We start from the raw sequence: 19,803 nt of genomic DNA, 5'->3' as shown, positions 1-19,803 counted from the left end.
AACGCACGCGGCTGGCGCCGCGCGCAACACGAACGCACGCGCGCGACGGCGCGTCGCGTGCATTCGACAACATCGAAAAATTCGGCGGGGAATCTGGCCGGTCAGGCCGGAAGGACGCCGCATCCTGCTTCCCGGGATGCGGCAGAAGACGAGGCTCTGCGCGTTTTCCTCAGGCAGCAGTCAAGTTGGTCGAGCACCAACTACAACTCGCATCGGTGTTCACAGAACACTCCATGTAATTAGACGGGGGCGATGGTAAAGGCTCGTCGTGCGAAGCGTCAACCCTTTTGTCAGGCGTTATTTTGAGAAACGGAATCGGGTCGATGAGCGATCGCCGGATCTCCGGATCGCCGGCCGCCCAAAAAAACAAGCCGCGTGCACGCCTTGTCGGCATGCGCGCGGCTGCGGCGAGGCAGGGTGCCGGTTACAGGTTGGCTGCCGCGACGGCGGCCCCTGCATCGAGAATGCCCGAGCCCGCCGGCATCGCGGTGCACGGCGTGCCGGCCGCCAGCTTCGCCGCGCGCGTGCCGCCTTGCAGCTTTTGCTGGAGTTGCGCGGGCGTGAGATTGCCGTTCACCGCGAGCATCAGCGCGGCGACGCCCGTCACTTGCGGCGTCGCGAGGCTGGTGCCGTTCGCGAGGCCGTAGGTGTCCGAGCCCGGCGTCGTCGTGCCGGTGTTCGACGTCGACAGGATGTTGACGCCCGGCGCGCTCAGCGTGATGTTGGCGCCGAAATTGCTGAACGATGCGCGGCGGCCGGTCGCGTCGGTCGCGCCGACGCTGATCACGCCGCGGCAGTTCGCGGGCTGGTCGAGCCCGGTCGACAGGCCGTCGTTGCCGGCAGCGACGACGACGGTCACGCCCTTCGCGTTCACGTCGTCGATCGCCTGCTGGAACGTCGTGCTGCACGCGCCGACGCCGCCAAGGCTCAGGTTGATGACCTTCGCGGGTGTCGGGTTCGTCGGTACGCCGGTGACGGGAATGCCGGCGGCCCAGCGCATCGCGTCGGCGATGTCGCTCGTCACGCCGCCGCACTTGCCGAGCACGCGCACCGGCAGGATCCGGCCGAGCCACGACACGCCGGCGATGCCGGCGCTGTTGTTGGCGGTCGCGCCGATCACGCCCATCACGCGCGTGCCGTGCCAGCTGCTGGCGCTCGGTTCGCTCGCGCAGTGATAGTACGGGCCGCTCGTGTTGTCGAGTTCCTGCTGCGTGACCCAGTCGCCCGGATCGGATGCGTCGGGGCCGCGCGACAGGCCGTTGTTGCTGGTGTTGACGTTGGTGATGAAGCTGTAGCCGGGCAACAGGTTGCCGACGAGGTCGGCGTGCGGCCGAGAGCCGGTGTCGAGCACCGCCGTGACGACGGTCGGCGATCCCTTGGTCGTGTTCCATGCGGGCGGCAGGTCGATGCCGGCGGTGGCGTCGGACAGGTACCACTGCTGGCTGTAGAGCGGGTCGCTCGGCGTGTCGCGGATCTGCATCGAGTGATCCGGTTCCGCGTAGTCGACGTCGGTGTCGGCCGCGAACGCCTGCGCGAGTGCGGTCGCGTCGGCGGCCGCGATGCGCTGGCCGAGCGACAGCACGGCCGCGCCGTTCGAGATCGTCCGCTCGACCTGCACGTTCAGCGGCGTTTGCGCGACCGTGCTCGCATAGGCGCGTGCGCTGCCGGTCACCGGCGCGGTCCAGCGCGTCATCGAGCGCTGGATCACCGCGTCGAGCCGCGTCCCGTTGTCGATGGCGGCCATCGCACGCGCGGCCGTCGGCGTCTTCAGCTTGACGATCAGGTGATCGACCGGCGGTTCGTCGGGCGTGGTCTGCGCGGCCATCTGCACGGCGGCCTGCTGGGTCGCGCAGGCGTTGCTGCCGGACGTGGCGGGCGGGGTCGTGGGAGCGGGAGCCGGTGTGGGAGCCGGTGCTGCGTTGGACGAAGACGGGTTGCTGCCGTCGCCGCCTCCGCCGCCGCAGCCGGCGAGGGGCAGGAGGGCGGCGGCAGACAGCATGCCGGCGAGCATGCGCGCATGGGCGGAACGGGCCAGCGCGAAATTGAAACGTTTGGCTCTCATGTTGAAGCTCGATCCTCGTAGATAACCGTCGTGCCGGCGGTGGCGCCGGTCCGGTAAAACCAGACCTTGTCGTTTTTGTCAGGCGGTCGCGGCAGGGTTGCTGCGACGCGCCATGCACTGGGTAACGGCCAGCACGGCGGCTTCTTGAGGACGTTGCGCGAGAAAAACAACGGCTGGCGCAAACGATTACGTTGCTGCGTTGCGGCATGAATGCAGGTCTGGAACGCGTGGCACGGAAGATGCGGTCGAGCCCGCAAGCGGCCGGTCGGGCGAAACGCGTGTCGCGGGCCGGTTTGCGCGGCACGGAAAACGGGTTGCGCAGCCCGGCCGCGGTGGAAGGTTGATTACGCTTTCCCTGATGCGACGCGAATTTTGTCGGGCGTACGATCGCGATTCGATCAACGTTTCGTCAGGAGAAAAGCATGGATCGCCGCTTCCGTTTGCTGGCTGTCGCGCTGTCCTGTGCACTGGCGGGCGCCGCGCACGCGCAGGCCCTCACCGGTACGCTGAAGAAGATCAAGGACACGGGCATCGTGTCGCTGGGCATTCGCGAATCGTCGGTGCCGTTCTCGTATTCGGACAACCAGCAGAAGAACATCGGCTACTCGCGGGACATCGCGGCGCGCATCATCGACCAGTTGAAGACGGACCTGAACCTGCCGAACCTCACGGTGAAGGAGATTCCGATCACGTCGCAGAACCGGATTCCGCTGCTGCAGAACGGGACCATCGATTTCGAATGCGGATCGACGACGAACACGCTCGAGCGGCAGAAGCAGGCTGCATTCTCGAACAGCATCTTTCTCTATGGCATCCGTTTCAGCACGCGCAAGGATTCGGGTGTGAAGGATTTTGCGGACCTGGCCGGCAAGACGGTCGCGACGACGGCCGGCACGTCGGACGAGCGCCTGCTGCGCAAGCTCAATGAAGAGAAAGGGATGAACATGACGATCATCAGCGCGAAGGATCACGCCGAAGCGTTCATGAACGTCACGACCGGGCGCGCGGTGGCGTTCGTGATGGACGAGCCGCTGCTGTACGGCGAGATCGCGAAGGACCGCAACCCGGGCGCGTACGCGGTGACGGGCACGCCGCTCGTCCACGAAAACTACGCGTGCATGATGCGCAGGGACGATCCGCCGTTCAAGCATGTCGTCGACGGTGTGATCGCGAAGATGCAGACGTCGGGCGCGGCCGAGAAGCTCTACAACCAGTGGTTCACGCAGCCGATTCCGCCGAAGGGCGTGAGCCTCAACTATCCGCTGTCGGCGGAGATGAAGCAGTTGTTCAGGAATCCGACCGACCAGGCGCAGTATTGATCCGAATGCGGTGCCGCAATGAAAACCCGCCGGCGGAGTTGACGGCAGGGGCGAGCGGGGCGCGACATACGTGCGGCGTTGATTGACGCCCCGCGTGCGGCGGTGCGTCGCCGCGGTAGCGGAACATGCCCGCGGCCGGGGCCGCCCCAATGACGGGAGGCGGGCCCGGCTAGCGCATTTCCCCGCGTGCTTCAATCGGCTTTCAACCTCGTCCGCGCCAGGGGAATCCGGTCACCCGACGCAACAACGGGCACAATACGCAATTCGCTACGATCGTACGTATGGTCGCAATTCGAACATGCGCGGCCGCGTCGTCGCTGCCCGAATCCTTCCCAGTCTTCATGAACGCCACGCTCACTCCCGCGCGCGAGTCGAATTCGCCGCGTTTCCTGCTGTTCCTGATCTGCCTGTTCGCGTCCGCGGGCCAGCTTGCGATCGACATCTACGTGCCCGCGCTGCCCGACATGGCGCGTTCGTTCGCGACGACGCCGCAGGCGATCCAGTCGAGCGTGTCCGGCTACATGGCGGCCTACGCGCTCGGCCAGCTCATCTTCGGCCCGATCGCCGACGCGTACGGGCGCAAGCGCGTGCTCGCGTTCGGGCTCGTGATCTACACGATCGGCTGCCTGCTGTCGCTCGGCGCGCAGAACCTGGAGACGTTCGTGCTGGCCCGCTGCCTGCAGGGTTTCGGGATCGCGACCACCAACCTGCTCGCGAAGGCGATCATCACCGATTCGTTCTCCGGCCAGGCGCTGATGCATGCGTTCACCTACATGTCGATCGCGTGGGGGCTCGCGCCGATCGTCGCGCCGGTGATCGGTGCGCACCTTCAGGAATGGTTCGGCTGGCGCGCCTGCCTCGTGTTCCTGCTCGTCTACTCGCTGGTGATGTGGGCGCTGCTGTGGCGCTATCGGGAAACCTTGCCGAAACCGGTGCATCTCGAGCCGCGCACGCTGATCGCGAACGCGGGCAAGGTGCTGGCGAGCCCGGTGTTCCAGAGCTGCTTCCTCGCGCAGGGGCTGTGCTACAGCATCCTGCTGGTATTCAACATCGTCGGGCCGTTCATGGTGCAGACCACGCTGCACAAGCCGCCGACCTTCTTCGGCTATCTCGCGCTCGGCATCGGCCTGATGTATTTCCTCGGCGGGCTGTCGAACCGGATTCACGGGCGCGGGCTGCCGAGCGCCGAGCAACGGCTGCGCATCGGCGCGCGTGTGATGGCGGGTGCGTCGGTCGCGATGCTGGTGCTGGCGCTGACCGTCGGCCTGCGGGTGTGGACGCTCGCGACGCCGGTGCTCGTGATGGGTTTCTGCGCGGGCGCGATGTATCCGACGCTGATGGCCAAGGGCAATTCGCTGTTTCCGCATATCGCGGGGCTGACGAGCGCGATCCTCGGGTGCGCGCTGCTGCTCGTGTCGTCCGCGATGATGGGGCTGGCCGGGTTCGTGTCGATCCACGTGCTGACGCCGCTCGCGCTGTTCTTCGTCGCGCTGTCGTTCATCGTCGTATGGATGGTGACGAAGCTGCTGCGGTATCTGACGCAGCAGCAGGCCGCGACTGTCGTGTGCGGGAGCGGGGAAGCGGCGTAGGCGTTTCGTTGATGGATCGCGAGCGGCTGCGAAGCGGGCGCCTGACGTTCGATTCCTTCCGCGCCGCAGGCTGCTTACAACGGACGCGCGGCACCCGCCTGCGTCAAAAGCGAAACGGCAACCGGATCCGGCAATCCATTCGAATCGATCGCTCCTGCTTTCGCCAGCGTACCGAGATCGCTGTCGACGCCCGGTTGCCCGACCACGAACGACGTGGTCAGGAACGCCGGCGTCGTGAGCGTGACCGCATAGCGCTGCTGCAGGTTCGTCACGACGGCCGATTGCGCGGCCTGCACGGCGTTCGGGCTGCCCATCACCTGCTGGAAGTGCAGATTGCCCTGGAAATTGCCGATCAGCCCGGCCGTATTCGTGCCGAGTTGCGCCGCGAGATAGACCAGCATCAGTTCGGTCTCGGGCGTCGTGTTGAAGGTGCCGCCCGCGTATGCGAGCGAATGCAGGCTCGTGCCGCCCGACGTCACGGTGATGACGCACGGCAGCGTGGCGTTGACCGTCACCTGATAGTTGCCGCCGCCGTCCGTCAGCGTCGTCGCCGAGCCCGCCGCGCAACTGACCGCCACCGGCGCGCTCGCGAGCGCGCCGCCGGTGGCGGCCGTGCCCGACAGCGAGACGGTTTGCGTGTTGTCGTTGAAGCAGACATCCACGCCGAAGCAGGCGTCGCCGTTGCAGGCCTGGAGCGTCGCGAGCGTTGCGACGCAGAGCGCGCCGAGCGCGGGGCGGGTGAAGCGCGTATGGCGAATGTTCATGGTCGCGGGTGTCCGGGAGAAGGGAGCAACCGGTGCGCCCGGAGAAGCAGCGCTGCTCATATTCTAGGTTCCCGATCCGCGGGCTGCTTGGCCGTTTGCCCGTCCAGCCGGAAACCTTTCAGTTTCCTTCGTAATGGGCCATATCGGGCGACGACAGAAAACGACGAGAGAACGCGCCGTTCCCGACGGGGCGGGCGTGCCTTTCAGCGGCGCGAGTCTTGCCGCAACACGGCCGGCCAGTAAGCAGCCGGCTCACGCGCTCAAGGCTTGCGCGCGGCCGTTTTAGCAAACGCGCCGCGCACCTCGAAGCTGATCGCATCCGCGACGTTGCCGCGCGCGTCGACGAGTTCGAGCCGGTGCCGGCCCGGCCACGGCATCCATGCGACGCGGTCGGCATGCCCGATCACCTTGTCGTCGAGCCGCCACGCGAACCGCGCGGCGCGTCCGGCCGAGCGCTCGAACCAGATTCGCTGGTTCTTCGGCGGAATGTCCGGGTCGATCGCGAAGATCGTGCCGTCGGTCGGCGCGCCTATCGTCAGCGGCGCGCGCGCACCGTCCTTGCCCGGCGTGACGGGCGCGGCGAGCCGGATCGTGTCGACCGCCGTTCCCGCGATGAACCACTCGCTGCGCGCCGGTTCGATGTCGCGCTCGAACGTGATGCGGCGCGTCTCGACGCCGGCCGGCGCACGCGGCGCGCGGCTCGGCAGGTCGCGGTGCAGGTAGCCGACAACGGCCGACCACACGGGCGACGCGCCCGTGACACCCGACACGTCCCACATCGGCGAGCCATCCGCATTGCCGACCCACACGCCGACCGTATAGCGCGACGTGAAGCCGACGGTCCAGTTGTCGCGCATGTCCTTGCTCGTGCCGGTCTTGACCGCCGAGAAAAAGCGCGTCGCAAGCGGGTTGTCGAAGCCGAACGTGCGTACGCGCGCATTGTTGTCGGAGAGGATGTCGGTAACGACGAAGCTGGCCGCTTCGCTGAACACGCGCGTGCCGCCGTCCGCATGCGCGGGCGCCGACGCGCCTGGCGCAGGCGCAGGCGCAGGCAGGTCGACGACCTTGCGCGCGACGCCGCCGTTCGCGAGCGCGCGATACGCGTTGGTCAGCGACAGCAGCGTGACGTCGGCACTCCCGAGCGCGAGGCTGAAGCCGTAGTAGTCGCCTTCCTGCGCGAGCGGCAGGCCGAGCGCGGTCAGCGTGCGCGCGAAGCGGTGCGGCGTGACGAGCACGAGCGTGCGCACGGCCGGCACGTTCAGCGAGCCGCCGAGCGCGCTGCGCACGCTCACCCAGCCCTTGAAATCCTTGTCGTAGTTCTGCGGAATGTACAGGCCGCCGCCGGCGGCGAGGTTGATCGGCGCATCGTCGAGCAGTGAAGCGGCGGTCAGCCGCTTTTCGTCGATTGCCTGCGCGTAGAGGAACGGCTTGAGCGTCGAGCCGGCCTGGCGCGGCGCGAGCACGGCATCGACGTCGCGCGCGCTCGACAACGCGCCCGACGAACCGACCCACGCGCGAATTTCACCGGTTGCGTTGTCGATCACGACGACGGCGCCGTCCTGCACGTTGCGCCGGTGCGCGGGCGCGTTGAGTTCGGTCAGCGCGCGCATCAGCGTGTCGCGTGCAAAGCGCTGCAACGAGGCATCGAGCGTCGTGCGGACCTGCGCGCCGGCCGCCGGCCTGACCTCGGCGGCGATGCGCCGCGCGAAGTGCGGGGCGAGGGCGGCACCGTCGTCGCGTATGGCATTGGCCGGGCGAGCGGTGACGAACTGCACGTAGCCGTCGAGCGACGCGCACGCCTGCTCGGCATGCATGTCGCGCAGGATCCGGCATGCGCGCTCGGCGACCTTCGCGGGCGTCGCGTTGGGTGCGCGCACGAGTGCGGCCGCGATCGCGGCCTCGCGCGCGTCGAGGCCCGACGGCGCCTTGCCGAACAGCACCTGCGACAGTGCGCCGAGCCCGACCGTCTCGCCGCGGAACGGCACGAGATTCAGGTACGCCTCGAGGATCTGGTCCTTGCGCCAGCCGCGTTCGAGCAGCAGCGCGTTCATCGCCTGCGTGGCCTTCTGCGGCAGCGAGCGCTGGCCCGAGCGGCGCGGCGAATCGCTGAGCAGCCCGGCGAGCTGCATCGTCACGGTCGACGCGCCGCGCGTGCGCTCGTTCCACAGGTTGCCCCATGCGGCGCCGGCGATCCCGCGCCAGTCGACGCCGCTGTGTTCGTAGAAGCGCTTGTCCTCGGAGACGACGATCGCCTCGCGGAACGCGGGCGATACGTCCGCGAGCGACACCCAGTCGCCGCGCCGTTCGGCGAGGTCGACGCGCGTGCGCTGCAGCGGCGCGCCGTCGCGCGCGAGCAGCACCCAGTCGGAACTGCGCCAGTTGCGGCGCACGTCGTCGTAGCCCGGCAGCGCATGCGCGACGAGCGGTGCGGCCAGCACGACGGCGACGAATACGCGGCCGGCGAAACGCGCCGGCCGCGGCAAGACCCGATCGATCATCACGCGCTCACTGCTTGCCCGCGTCGGCCGGCTTGACGGTCATCGGCGGGTTCGGCCACAGGCCGTATACGGACGGCGCGTACAGCGCCTCGACGCGCGTCGGCGGCAATCCGAACGTGCCGACGTTGTTCAGCCGCACCGTGTACTCGACCGAGAATTTGCCCTTCGGCAGATAGTCGTAGTACGCGCGGTAGCCGTCGAAATCGCGTTCGATGAACGACGGCCACGCGCCGTCGGGCGTTTTCTCGCCCTGCGTCGCCGCTTCGGAATCGCGGCCGAGGCCCGAACCGAGGATCGTCGCGCCGGACGGGATCGGATCGTTGACGACGACCCACGTCATGTCGCTCTGCGCATCGATGTCGAGATGCACGCGCACGACGTCGCCGCGCGTCAGCACGCCCTTGACGGCGGGCGACACCGGCGTAACGGTCTTCGTGATCCGGTAGCCGGCCGCGAACGGCGAGCGCAGCGGCACGGCCGCGAGGCTCTCGACCGTCGCCCACGGGCGGCCCGTGCCTTCCTGCGTGACGGACAGCGTGGCCGGCGCCTGCGACGCGCGTGGCCACGGCATCAGCACGCTGCGCGCGGCGGCGGCGCGGGTCGCGGCGGTGGCCGACGCAGGCGTGTCGACGGGAGCCGGCGCCTGCGACCACGAGATCGCGCGCTCGTTGCCGCCGAGCGCGACCTTCGTCGCGCCGGCGACGGGCGTGCTCTCGTAGGTGCGCGAGAAGCGCTCGACCGCGAGCAGGCCGAGCGCGTTCGACGTCGTCGTCTGCCACGCGCCCTGGCGTTGCAGCGCGAGCAGGCCGGCCGTGACACGCGGCATCTCGTCCTTCCACGCCGGATCGCCCGCGAATTCCATCGCGAGACGCGCGGCGTTGGTCTCGTTGCTCGTCATCAGCCACCACAGGTCGTCGTCGCGCGCGGTCGAGAACACGAGCTGCGTGCCCTGGTACGTGAGGCGCGCGCGCAGGATCTGTTCGACCTGCGCGCGTTTCTCGTCGCGCTGGGGGATGTCCTTCACGCGCACCAGGATCGCGTGATAGTCGATCACCGCCGACGTCGGCCACTGGTTCGGCGCGATCTCGATCGAGCCGAGCATGCGACCTTGTGCGGCGCCGTAGCGCGACAGCGCCTCGATCGCGGCGAGCTTGCGCAGGTCGCGATCCTGGCGCGGCGCCCACGCGTTGCGCTCGAGGCGGCCGTCGACGAAGCGCGCGAGCCCGGCTTCGAGCTGCGTGCGCAGGTCTTCCGGCAGCGCGAAGCGCGGGTCGGCTCGGCTCGCCTCGTCGGACAGCACGAGCAGGTACGACGACAGCGTCGGGCTGCCGTGGTGCGAATCGTCGGACGACGGCGGGAAGTAGCTCGCGAGCCCGTCGCTGTCGAGATAGACAGGCATGCGTGCGACCAGCGCCTGCCATTGCGCGGGGTCGCGCAGGCCGATCGCGCGCGACGCCTGCTGTTCGAGGCAGCGGTACGGATAGCGCTCGAACCAGCGGCGCACGCCGGGCAGGCCGTCGGCCAGCTTCGACTGCAGCGACACGGCGATGCCGCCGCGCGGCGCGCCCTGTGCGTTGCTCACGGCGCCGGCCGGTGCCGACACGGGCACCGTCAGCGTGCCGTCGACCTGCGCGAGCGTCGCTTGCTGCACGGTTACCGGCAGTGCGGGCACGACCTTTTGCGCGACCGCCAGCGCGTCGGACGCGCGCTTGCCGCCTTGCTCGGCCGCTTCGATGCGCCAGTTCAGCGCGCCGGCCGCGTCGAGCGCCTGCTCGGGCACGGTGATCGTCCACGCGACCTCGGTCGCCGTATTGGCCGCGAGCGACACGGTTTGCGGCGCGACGTCGAGGCCCGTCACGCGCGGCGTCACGACGACCTGCATCGCGCGGTCGGTCGTGTTGCGCAGCGTGACCTGCGCGCGGAACGCGTCGCCTTCGCGCACGAGCGGCGCCAGGCCGGAGATCAGCTGCAGATCCTGCGTGCTGCGGATCGACGTGCTGCCGGTGCCGAAACGGTCGGGGCCGACCGCCGCGATCGCGACGATCCGGAAGCGCGTGAGCGCGTCGTTCAGCGGCACGTCGACGGTCGCGCTGCCGTTCGCGTCGAGCGTCACGCGCGGATTCCACAGCAGCAGCGTGTCGAACAGCTCGCGCGTCGGTGCGCCGCCGCCGCCGCCGCCGGCCGGCACGGCCTTGCGGCCGAAGTGGCGGCGGCCGACGATTTCCATCTGCGCGGTGGCCGTCTCGACGCCGTAGGCGCGTCGCCGCAGCATCGCGTCGAGCAGGTCCCAGCTGTTGTTCGGCATCAGTTCGAGCAGCGCCTCGTCGACGGCCGCGACCGCGATCTGCGTGCCGGCCGGCGCGGGCTGGCCGTTCGGCAGCGTGACCTTCACGTGCGCCTGCGCCTTGCTTCGCACCGTGTAGCGCGTCGCGTCGGTCGTGACGGTCACGCCGAGACGGTGGACGCCCGTGCCGACCTTGATCTCGCCGAGGCCGTAGCGGAACGCGGGCTTCGACAGGTCGACGAACGCGGTCGGCGCTTCATAGTGGCGGCCTTCGCGCCAGAACGCGCGCGCCCATTCGACCGGCGCTTTCCAGCCCCACGTGAAGAACGAGTACCACGGCACTTCGCGAATCCGGCCGCGCAGCGCGAGCACCGACACGTAGACGTTCGGCCCCCACGATTCGCCGACCTTCAGGTCGACGGTCGGGTTCTTGCCGTTCAGCTCGACGATGTGCGTTTCCATCACGCCGCCGCGCTCGACCGCGACGAGCGCGGTCGCGTAGCGGAACGGCATGCGAACCTGGAAGCGGGCCGTTTCGCCCGGTTCGTACGAGGTTTTCTCCGGGATCACGTCGATCCGGTCGGTGTTGTCGCCGCCGAACCAGAGTTCGTCCTCGCGCGTGACCCAGACCGACGTCGATGCGTTCGACGTGCGGCCGTCGCCGTCCTTCGCGACCGCGATCAACTGCACGTTGCCGGCCTGTTCGAGCGTCGCGTCGCAGGCCATGCGGCCCTTGTCGTCGGTCTTGCCCGAACACAGCACGCCGAGGTCGCGCGTGTCGCTCTTGTTGTCGTACGCATAGAAGCCGCCGACCATCCGCTTGCGCGACGACGTCGTGATGTGCGCGACGCCCTTGATCTCGATCGGCACCGATGCGCGCGGCTTGCCCTGCAGGTCGACTGCGAGCGCCTGCACCGGCACGCGCTGGCCGACCGACACCCAGCGGCCGGCCTTGATGCCGGCCACCACCGCGGCCGGCCACAGGATCGTGTCGCCGCGAATCGTCTGCACTTCGCCGTTCGGGTCGGCGAACGTCGCTTCGAGCGCGATGCGCTTCGGCGCGTCGACGTCGGGCAGGCTCTTGAGCGTGACCGAGCCCGCGCCGTTGCGGTCGAGCGTCAGCGGCAGCTTGTCGGCGATCAGCTTCGTCGCATCGGGATCGTTGTTCGACGACGACGCGTTGTCGCCGTCCTGCGAATCGTCGTCGGCGTTGCCGTCGCTCTTGTCGGGGCGATACGGCGTGAAGCTGAAGTCCTCGAAGCGATCCGCGAACGGCGGCGACGCCCACTTCATCAGCGCCGACACCTGCACCGGCAGGTTCGATGCGCCGCCGCCCGATACGTAGTCGATCTGCACCGCGAGCGGCGCTTCCTTCACCGCGACGAGCGGGCTCTTCTGCGCATCGCGCGCGCCGATCGATCCTTTCAGCACCGGCAGGCGGAATGCCTCGACGCGGAAGCTGCCGCTGTAATAGGTGGCGGTCGGCGCGTCTTCCGGGCCGGCTGCGAGCTCGACGCCGTATTCGCCGAGCTTCGCGGCCGGCGGCAGCGTGAACTGCGTGTCCGCGCTGTGATCGGCGGCCCACGTGAGCGGCAGCTTGTACGTCTGACCCGTGCCGAGATGGCGGATCGTCACGCGCGTCGGGTATTGCGACGGGAACGCGAGGCTCTGCAGCGTCTCGGTACGGATGAAATGCTTCATCGACACGGTTTCGCCCGCGCGCAGCAGCGTGCGGTCGAACACCGTATGCGCGCGCACGGTCGGCGCGCTGTCGGTGTCGGTCGGCACGTTGAAGCGCCAGGATTCGATCCCGCGGTTCCAGCCCGAGCTGACGAACGCCATGTCGGGGCCCGTCTTCGGATCGTCGACGCGCGCCGACACGAAGTAGTCGTCGAAACGCTCGGACGAGCGGCATTCGTGCTTCGGCTCGAACTGCCCGTCGATCTTCAGCAGGCCCTGCGCATCGGTCTTGCCGGCGGCGATTTCATCGCCGTTGCAGTCCGACACGCGGATCTGCGCGTTCGGCACGGGCTTGCCCTTGTCGAGCGTCGTGACCCACACGAGGTTGTTCTCGCGGCCCTGTTTCAGGTGCACGCCGAGGTTCGTGACGAGCACGGTGGTGCGCACGTACATGCTCGACGGCTTCGCGAGCAGCGAGCGGCCGAGCGCGGGCGACGCGAGTTCGAGCACGTAGAAGCCGGGCTTGTCGATCGGCACACCGACGATCTCGAACGGGCGCAGCGTCTTCGGGTCGGCCTGCGGCAGCGTCAGCGCCTGCGCGCCGGGCTCGCCCTTGAGCAGCGACAGCGAGCGCACGTCGATGCGGCGGTCCTTCGGCGCGGGCTGCTTTTCGCCGGCCTGGAGCGGCACGTAGACGGGGTGCTGGCCCTTGCGTTGGAGCAGGCCCGGAATCTGGCTGTCGATCGAGCCTGCCGTCATCGACCAGTTGTCGAAGCGGTCGACGGTGCGCATCCACTGGCGGATCGCGGTGTCGTTCTCGACCTTCAGGTTCGCGAATTGCGCGCCGCCCGCGTTGAGGCCGGCGATATGCAGGTCGGCCTCGACGTTGCGCAGCGTGACGGGCACGAGCGCGGGCGTATCGGGTTCGGCGAAGCGCTCGACGATCCCGAAGGTGCCCGACGAGAATTTCGCGAGCGGCGGCATCGGCGCGGTGCGCGTCGCCAGCGGGAACAGGTCGGCGTTGGACAGCGAGCGGTCGGTCACGTCGCGCAGGCCCGACGGCAGTTCGACCGTCAGTGCGGCCTGCGCGGGCAAGGGCGGGTTGAACGTGACGGTCGTCACTTCCTCGCTGCGGTCGTCGGCCGCGAAGGTCGGCGACAGCGAACCGTCGGAGCCGCGCAGCTTGATCGCCTCGGCGTTCTTGCGCGAGATCGGCGCGTTGAACGACAGCGTGAGCGGGCGCAGCGGCGTGCAGGGCGCCTTCGCGTTTTCGCGTTCGCACGAGAAGCTCGCGGCAAACGGCGCGCGCACGGTGAAATCGAAGCGTCGTTCGGTTTCGTTCGCGATGCCGCTCGGGCTCGCGACGCCCTTGCCGTATACGAGCTGCATCTTCGCGCTTGCCGGCAGCGCCTGCGCGCACGACAGCGTCAGCACGCGCGCGGCGTCCTTCTTCAGCCCGAAATGGTCGAGCAGCGCGTTGCGCGTATCGTCGTCGGCGGCCGTGACGGGAATGCGGTTGCCGATGCCGGCCGCTTCGCACCAGATGTTCGCGAGCGCCGAGCGCGGTTCGGCCGGGCCGTTCAGCTTCATCACGAAGACCTGCCGTTCCTCGATCTCGCGCGAGCCGGGGCGCACGTTCACCGGGAACGGGCCGCCCGTCTGGAACGTGAAGCGGCGCGGGCCGCTGGCCGCATTGCCGGCGACCGAACGCAGCGTATCGTTGAGCGCGACCGAGCAGCGCACGCCGGGCGGCAGGTCGTTTTCGAAGTCGTAAACCCAGGTCTTGTCGTCGAGCCAGTGGCCCTGGCCGCGCGCGGCGGTCGAATCGTTGCAGGTCACGCGCGCGGGATTCGGCGCGGATGCCGAGCCGAACGCGACCATCGGTTCGTCGAACTTGACGACGGTCTGCCGGACTTCGGTGACGGTGCCTTGCGGCGACACGCTCACCGTGCGCGCCGCGAGCGCATGCAGCGACAGGGCCGCGGCACCGCCGAGCGCCGCGACGGCGCCGATGCGCCAGAGCAGCCGTGTGGTGTGGTTGGTTCGAATCGTGTTGTTCTGTTTGTCGTGCTGCTTCATCGCTCGATTGCCCTCGGAGGGAAGCTTTCTGTTTGATTGCACGCGATTCTAACCGACCGCCATGCACACGCATCGTCGCGCGCAGCCGCAGTGTGTCGCCGGCATGCGACACCGGCGCGTCCGTCGCAGATTTGTCGCGTCGACGACACAAAAATGCAGCGAAATATCGATTGTCTCGGATTGCGGAACATTTAATGGACTATAAAAAGATTGTTCGATCCGATTTGTGCGCGTACATTTCAGGTCCGCGCCGAAGTTTGAGAAATATCAAGCGTGGTTTTCCCGAATCCGGCGTTCGAGAGAAGGAAATATGCACAACGACAACACTCCCCATTCGCGTCGCGACGGCGACGCAGCCGCAACCGGCATCACGCGGCGTCAATGGCTGCAGGGCGCGCTGGCGCTGACGGCGGCGGGCCTCACGGGCTCGCTGGCGTTGCGGGCCCTGGCCGATGCACCCGGCACCGCGCCGCTCGATACGTTCATGACGCTCTCCGAAGCATTGACCGGCAAGAAGGGGCTGAGCCGCGTGCTCGGCCAGCGCTTCCTGCTGGCATTGCAGCAGGGCTCGTTCAAGACGGCCGACAGCCTGCCGCAACTCGCCGGCGCACTCGCGTCCGGCTCGCTGAATCCCGATCAGGAAGCGCTCGCGCTGAAGATTCTTGAAGCGTGGTATCTCGGCATCGTCGACAACGTCGTGATTACCTACGAAGAAGCATTAATGTTCAGCGTCGTATCCGATACGCTCGTGATCCCTTCGTATTGCCCCAACAAACCCGGCTTCTGGGCCGAAAAACCGATCGAGAGGCAAGCCTGATGGCCGATACCGATACGCAAAAGGCCGACGTCGTCGTCGTCGGTTCGGGTGTCGCAGGCGCGATCGTTGCACACCAGCTCGCGATGGCGGGCAAGTCGGTGATCCTGCTGGAAGCCGGCCCGCGCATGCCGCGCTGGGAAATCGTCGAGCGCTTTCGGAATCAGACCGACAAGACCGATTTCATGGCGCCGTACCCGTCGAGTTCGTGGGCGCCGCATCCGGAATACGGCCCGCCGAACGACTACCTGGTCCTGAAGGGCGAGCACAAGTTCAACTCGCAGTACATCCGCGCGGTGGGCGGCACGACGTGGCACTGGGCCGCGTCCGCGTGGCGCTTCATCCCGAACGACTTCAAGATGAAGACGGTGTACGGCGTCGGCCGCGACTGGCCGATCCAGTACGACGACCTCGAGCATTACTACCAGCGCGCGGAGGAAGAACTCGGCGTATGGGGCCCGGGCCCCGAGGAAGACCTGTACTCGCCGCGCAAGCAGCCGTACCCGATGCCGCCGCTGCCGTTGTCGTTCAACGAGCAGACGATCAAGAGCGCGCTCAACGGTCATGACCCGAAGTTCCACGTGGTGACCGAGCCGGTCGCGCGCAACAGTCGCCCGTACGACGGCCGGCCAACCTGTTGCGGGAACAACAATTGCATGCCGATCTGCCCGATTGGCGCAATGTACAACGGGATCGTGCACGTCGAGAAGGCCGAGCAGGCCGGCGCGAAGCTGATCGAGAACGCGGTCGTCTACAAGCTGGAAACCGGCCCGAACAAGCGCATCGTCGCGGCGGTCTACAAGGACAAGTCGGGCGCCGACCATCGCGTCGAAGGCAAGTACTTCGTGGTGGCCGCGAACGGCATCGAGACGCCGAAGATCCTGCTGATGTCCGCGAACCGCGATTTCCCGAACGGCGTCGCGAACAGCTCCGACATGGTCGGCCGCAACCTGATGGACCACCCGGGCACCGGCGTGTCGTTCTATGCGAACGAGAAGCTGTGGCCGGGCCGCGGCCCGCAGGAGATGACATCGCTGATCGGTTTCCGCGACGGCCCGTTCCGCGCGACCGAAGCCGCGAAGAAGATCCACCTGTCGAACATGTCGCGCATCAACCAGGAAACGCAGAAGATCTTCAAGGGCGGCAAGCTGATGAAGCCCGAGGAGCTCGATGCGCAGATCCGCGACCGTTCCGCGCGCTACGTGCAGTTCGACTGCTTCCACGAAATCCTGCCGCAACCCGAGAACCGCATCGTGCCGAGCAAGACGGCCACCGACGCGATCGGCATCCCGCGCCCCGAGATCACGTATGCGATCGACGACTACGTGAAGCGCGGCGCCGTGCACACGCGCGAGGTCTATGCGACGGCCGCGAAGGTGCTGGGCGGCACCGAAGTCGTCTTCAACGACGAGTTCGCGCCGAACAACCACATCACGGGCGCGACGATCATGGGCGCGGACGCACGCGACTCGGTCGTCGACAAGGACTGCCGCACGTTCGACCATCCGAACCTGTTCATCTCGAGCAGTTCGACGATGCCGACCGTCGGTACGGTGAACGTGACGCTGACGATCGCGGCGCTCGCGCTGCGGATGTCGGACACGCTGAAGAAGGAAGTCTGACCGTGCGGAAATCTACTCTCACCTTCCTCGTCGCCGGCTGCATCGCGCTGCCGGGGCTCGCGCGCGCGTCCGACGCGGCCGATCCGGCGCAGGTCAAGCGCGGCCAATACCTCGCGATCGCGGGCGACTGCATGGCGTGCCACACCGCGAAGGGCGGCAAGCCGTTCGCGGGCGGCCTCGGGATGCCGGTGCCGCTGCTCGGCAAGATCTACACGAGCAACATCACGCCGGATCCCGACACGGGCATCGGCAACTGGACGTTCGACGATTTCGAGCGCGCGGTGCGCCACGGCGTCGCGAAGAACGGCGACAACCTGTACCCGGCGATGCCGTACGTGTCGTACGCGAAGATCAACGACGACGACGTGCAGGCGCTGTATGCGTACTTCATGCACGGCGTCGAACCGGTCAAGCAGACGCCGCCGAAGAACGAGATCCCCGGGCTGCTGAGCATGCGCTGGCCGCTGAAGATCTGGAACTGGCTGTTCCTGAAGGATGGCGCGTACGAGCCGAAGCCGGCGCAGAGCGCCGAGTGGAACCGTGGCGCGTATCTCGTGCAGGGCCTCGCGCACTGCAGCACGTGCCACACGCCGCGCGGCATCGCGATGCAGGAGAAGTCGCTCGACGAGGCGGGCGGCAGCTTCCTGTCGGGCTCGGTGCTCGCGGGTTGGGACGGCTACAACATCACGTCCGACCCGAACGCGGGGATCGGCGGCTGGACGCAGCAGCAGCTCGTGCAATACCTGCGCACCGGCAGCGTGCCGGGCGTCGCGCAGGCGGCCGGCCCGATGGCCGAGGCGATCGAGCACAGCTTCTCGAAGATGACGGAATCCGACATCGGCGCGATCTCGACGTACATCCGCACGGTGCCGGCCGTCGCCAGCGGCGACGCGAAGCAGTCGCGCTCGTCGTGGGGCAAGCCGGCCGAGGACGGCCTGAAGCTGCGCGGCGTCGCGCTCGCGTCGTCGGGCATCGACCCGGCGCGGCTGTATCTCGGCAACTGCGCGACTTGCCACCAGATGCAGGGCAAGGGCACGCCGGACGGTTATTACCCGCCGCTGTTCCACAACTCGACGGTCGGCGCACCGAATCCGACCAACCTCGTGCAGGTGATCCTGAACGGCGTGCAGCGCAAGGCCGGCAGCGAGGATGTCGGCATGCCGGCGTTCCGCCACGAGCTGTCGGATGCGCAGATCGCCGCGCTGACGAACTACCTGACCGGGCAGTTCGGCAATCCGGCCGCGAAGGTGACCGAGCAGGACGTCGCGAAGCTGCGTTGACGCGGCGCGCGACGAAGCAGTAGCCGCAACACCGAAGAGGAGCGGCATCGAACCAGAGGAGGAGCACAGCACATCGGGCGGACCCCGATGCCGGTTGTTGCAGAGCGGGGCGGGCGGCGCAGGCGGCCGCCCGTCCCGGTTCATTGGCAATCCGGTGCGCGTGCCGCGCATCGTTTTCGTTGATCGATACCATGACACCGAATCAACCGTTTCTCGCGTCCCAGCGCGATGTGCTGCTGCTGCTTTCCCGGATCCTGCTCGTGATCCTGTTCGTGATGTTCGGCTGGAAGAAGATCGTCGACTTCCCGGGCACCATCGCGTTCATGGGTTCGGAAGGCGCGCCCGCGCCGATCGTGTCCGCCGCGATCTCCGTCGTGATGGAGCTGTTCGCCGGCATCGCGATCCTGGTCGGCTTCCAGACGCGGCCGCTCGCGCTATTGCTTGCGCTGTATACGATCGGCACCGGCATCATCGGCCACCACTACTGGACGATGACGGGCGGCGAGCAGATCAACAACATGATTCATTTCTACAAGAACATCGCGATCTCGGGCGGCCTGCTCGCGCTCTGCGCGGCGGGCCCCGGACGTTTTTCGATCGATCGCGGATAACCGGGCCCGTGGCGCGCGCATGGGGCGCGCGCTGGAAGGTCGAGACTCCGAGGGGGCATCATTTTGCGACTCAAACATTTCGCATGGCTGATCGCGGCCGCCACGCCGGCGGCCGCTTTCGCACAAACGAGCGTGACGTTGTACGGCCGTGTCGACGGCGGTATCGAATACCTGAACCACATCGCGACGCCGAACGGCAGCAAGTCGCGCTGGAGCGCGGAAAGCGGCGACTGGGGCACCAGCATGTTCGGCCTGAAGGGCATCGAGGATCTGGGCGGCGGGCTGTCGACGGTCTTCAACCTCGAAACCGCGTTCCAGGTGATGAACGGCCAGACGGGCGGCGGCCGCATGTGGTCGCGGCGCGCGTATGTCGGGCTGAAGAGCGACACGTGGGGCCAGTTGCAGGCCGGCCGCAACCTGTTCATCGACAGCGACGGCGTGTGGGAATTCGATCCGTTCGTGCAGCAGGCGTTTTCGTCGGCATCGCTCGTGCGCGGCCGCAACTGGCAGCAGACCAGCAACAACATCGAATATCACAGCCCGGTGATCGGCGGCTTCGACGTGCAGGCGCAATATGCGTTCGGCAATCAGTCGCGTGGCTTCAACTACGGCGCGGCCGACGATTTCGGCCGCTCGGACGGGATCATGATCTCGTACCACTCGCCGGTGCTCGACGTGCGCGGCATCTATGACGAACTGCGCGACAACAACGGCAAGTTCAGCAACATCTTCACCGCGTCGCGCGAGTATTTCGTCGGCGCGAACGTGAAGGTGTCGAAGTTCAAGATCCAGGGCGCGTATACGCACTACCAGGCACCGGACAGCCCGGCCGGCGTAGCCGATCGCGCGGATCACTACTGGCTCGGCGCGACCTACACCGCGACGCCGCAGTGGGCGGTGACGGGCGGCGGGTACTACGTGAAGGTCGGCGACGGCGGCGGCGATGCGTCGCACGATCCGTCGGGTCACGCGATCATGTACGTGCTCGGCACCACGTACAACCTGTCGAAACGCACGTTCCTGTACGGTACGGTCGCGTATGCGCGCAACGGCGGCAACTCGAACTTTTCGCTGCTCGCGTCGCCGCGCGACGCGACGTCGGGCACGAGCCCGCTGACGGGCGAGTCGCAGACGGGGGCGTATGTGGGGATGATGCATACGTTCTGAGCGGGGCAGCGACCAAGCAACGCACGGGCGGTAG

General features: G+C 67.8%; 11 protein-coding genes. 7 read left to right on the top strand and 4 right to left on the bottom strand.

The genetic code is table 11. From position 1 onward, the window contains the following. Nucleotides 1-424 precede the first annotated feature (424 nt). The gene (locus GD429_RS11895) at nt 425-2,062 is read right to left on the bottom strand and encodes a S8 family peptidase (RefSeq protein WP_152857105.1); all 1,638 of its coding nucleotides are present in this window, start codon (nt 2,060-2,062) and stop codon (nt 425-427) included. Between the two features lie 422 nt (nt 2,063-2,484). On the opposite strand from GD429_RS11895, the gene GD429_RS11890 reads away from it, so the two are divergent. Beyond that, a complete protein-coding gene (locus GD429_RS11890; protein WP_152857104.1) occupies nt 2,485-3,381 on the top strand; it encodes a glutamate/aspartate ABC transporter substrate-binding protein in 897 nt (298 codons plus the stop codon). A gap of 341 nt (nt 3,382-3,722) precedes the next feature. Next, nucleotides 3,723-4,970 (top strand): multidrug effflux MFS transporter, encoded by a 1,248-nt coding sequence (locus tag GD429_RS11885; RefSeq protein ID WP_152857103.1) that lies wholly within the window; start codon nt 3,723-3,725, stop codon nt 4,968-4,970. A 74-nt stretch (nt 4,971-5,044) separates the two neighbouring features. Here GD429_RS11885 and GD429_RS11880 read toward each other — a convergent pair whose 3' ends face one another. The 3 genes from GD429_RS11880 to GD429_RS11870 all read right to left on the bottom strand — a co-directional run bounded on the left by GD429_RS11880 (nt 5,045) and on the right by GD429_RS11870 (nt 14,275). After that, on the bottom strand, nt 5,045-5,734 hold the full coding sequence (locus tag GD429_RS11880) for a hypothetical protein (protein ID WP_152857102.1): 690 nt from the start codon (nt 5,732-5,734) through the stop codon (nt 5,045-5,047). Nucleotides 5,735-5,994: 260 nt separating this feature from the next. Beyond that, a complete protein-coding gene (pbpC, locus tag GD429_RS11875) occupies nt 5,995-8,232 on the bottom strand; it encodes a penicillin-binding protein 1C (RefSeq protein WP_152857101.1) in 2,238 nt (745 codons plus the stop codon). A gap of 7 nt (nt 8,233-8,239) precedes the next feature. Continuing rightward, nucleotides 8,240-14,275: an alpha-2-macroglobulin family protein gene (locus tag GD429_RS11870; protein ID WP_152857100.1), complete on the bottom strand. Its 6,036-nt coding sequence runs from the start codon at nt 14,273-14,275 to the stop codon at nt 8,240-8,242. 310 nt (nt 14,276-14,585) lie between these two features. Here GD429_RS11870 and GD429_RS11860 point away from each other — a divergent pair, with 310 nt between their 5' ends. The 5 genes from GD429_RS11860 (at nt 14,586) to GD429_RS11840 (ending at nt 19,769) form a co-directional block, all read left to right on the top strand. After that, nucleotides 14,586-15,092, top strand: coding sequence for a sugar dehydrogenase complex small subunit (locus tag GD429_RS11860; protein ID WP_152857099.1), 507 nt, complete (start codon nt 14,586-14,588; stop codon nt 15,090-15,092). Then, the gene (locus GD429_RS11855; protein ID WP_152857098.1) at nt 15,092-16,711 is read left to right on the top strand and encodes a GMC family oxidoreductase; all 1,620 of its coding nucleotides are present in this window, start codon (nt 15,092-15,094) and stop codon (nt 16,709-16,711) included. Before GD429_RS11860 ends, GD429_RS11855 begins: the two co-directional genes overlap by 1 nt. A 2-nt stretch (nt 16,712-16,713) precedes the next feature. Next, nucleotides 16,714-17,991 carry a cytochrome c gene (locus tag GD429_RS11850; protein ID WP_321574549.1) on the top strand — a complete coding sequence of 426 codons (1,278 nt, stop codon included), beginning with the start codon at nt 16,714-16,716 and terminating at the stop codon, nt 17,989-17,991. 191 nt (nt 17,992-18,182) lie between these two features. After that, nucleotides 18,183-18,602, top strand: a complete 420-nt coding sequence (locus tag GD429_RS11845) for a DoxX family protein (RefSeq protein ID WP_152857097.1) — start codon at nt 18,183-18,185, stop codon at nt 18,600-18,602. Between the two features lie 63 nt (nt 18,603-18,665). Then, a complete protein-coding gene (locus GD429_RS11840; RefSeq protein WP_152857096.1) occupies nt 18,666-19,769 on the top strand; it encodes a porin in 1,104 nt (367 codons plus the stop codon). Nucleotides 19,770-19,803: the final 34 nt, after the last annotated feature.

This window comes from Burkholderia sp. BE17, assembly GCF_009362305.1.
GTDB lineage: Bacteria > Pseudomonadota > Gammaproteobacteria > Burkholderiales > Burkholderiaceae > Burkholderia > Burkholderia pyrrocinia_C.
This window is presented reverse-complemented; position numbering and strand designations above follow the sequence as displayed.